The following is a 1,430-nucleotide window of genomic DNA, read 5'->3' on the forward strand; positions in this document are numbered from 1 at the left end:
CGACTGACCGGAACATCATTGGATTGATTAAGTTAGACAGGTTTACTATCAACATCCGGTTTACTAATTGTAATATCTTATATTGGGATATTTGTAATTAGTTAGGACTTACGAAGTTTAGTTGGGCATAATTTTAGGGGGGAATGATGTCAAAGTCCCCCAGAATTGGGGGATTTAGGGGGCAATGGGTAAGTTCTGTTAATAATTAATTAGTAATTTTGTAAAATCTTAAAATAAAAATGAAAGGAATTTCTGTAACATTTTGGGGTATCTACTCGGTCTGGCATCGTCATGCCAAAGTGTATCAAAAAACTTGGCTAGTCAATAGTTTACTCCCAATTTCTGAACCTATAATCTATCTGATTGCCTTTGGCTATGGTTTAACTCCCCTAGTGGGAGATGTTTCTTACTATGGTCAACCCACATCTTACTTGAACTTTATAGCTCCTGGAATGATCGGACTTGGGGTACTATTTCAGTCATTCTTTGAGGGAGCATTTGGGAGTTTTTTTCGCTTGAGTTTTCAAAAAACTTGGCATGCACTGCTGACAGCACCGTTGACTTTCATGGAAGTATTTATTGGAGATTGGCTATGGGCAACTACAAAGGGAGCTCTAGCTGGTACCATCACAGGGTTAGTAGCGGTGATCTGGGGACTTTACTCTGGCTGGCAATTGCTGGTATCTTTTCCTGTAATTATTTTGGGGAGTATGCTGTTTAGTGCTATTGGGCTATTTACAGCCGGAACGGTGCGTACTGTTGATCAGATTAATGTGCCAATTTTCTTGTTTATGATACCAATGTTTACTCTCTGTGGTACTTATTTTCCTAGGGATACATTACCCACTGGACTGGGTTATGTTGTTGCTATTTTACCCCTATCATCGATAGTTGATTTGTTACGTTGGCCTTTAGGGTTACCAGAGTTCTGGTTTTTAGAATTAATCTGGTTGTTGGTATGTACTGCTGTGTTTTCTAGGCTAGCTTGGCGTCAGATTTATCCGATTCTATTCCGTTGATTAGTCAAAGGGAGTAGGGAGTAGGAAAAGAGAGGGAAGTGTGGGAAGTGTGGGAGGTGTGGGGAGGTGGGGAGATGGGGAGATGGGGAGATGGGAGCATGTCACTTATGCAGAACATTTGTACGCTTATTTGGGTAATCGGTAATAGGTAATGGGTAATAGGTAATGGGTAATAGGTCTGAGGGGGAGCATGTCACCTATGAATATTTGTACATTATCTATAGCTCCCGGGTTTAAGCTTGCGCTAATCGGAAATAGGTAAGCATTCAGCCGTCAGCCGTCAGTGGTCAGCCGTTAGTGGTCAGCCGTTAGTGGTCAGCTTATTGTATTCAAAAGCTGTTCGTAAAGTAGCGTGCCCATAGCGCTAATCGCTGATAGCTGATAGCTGATAGCTGATAGCTGATAGCTGAT

The 1,430-nt window shown here is 41.6% G+C and carries 1 protein-coding gene; it reads left to right on the top strand.

The features are described 5' to 3' along the window. The first annotated feature begins 239 nt into the window (after positions 1-239). Positions 240-1,019, top strand: coding sequence for an ABC transporter permease (locus F6K38_RS41865; protein ID WP_008188942.1), 780 nt, complete (start codon positions 240-242; stop codon positions 1,017-1,019). The last annotated feature ends 411 nt before the right edge of the window (positions 1,020-1,430 follow it).

It is taken from the genome of Moorena sp. SIO3B2 (genome assembly GCF_010692525.1).
GTDB lineage: Bacteria > Cyanobacteriota > Cyanobacteriia > Cyanobacteriales > Coleofasciculaceae > Moorena > Moorena producens.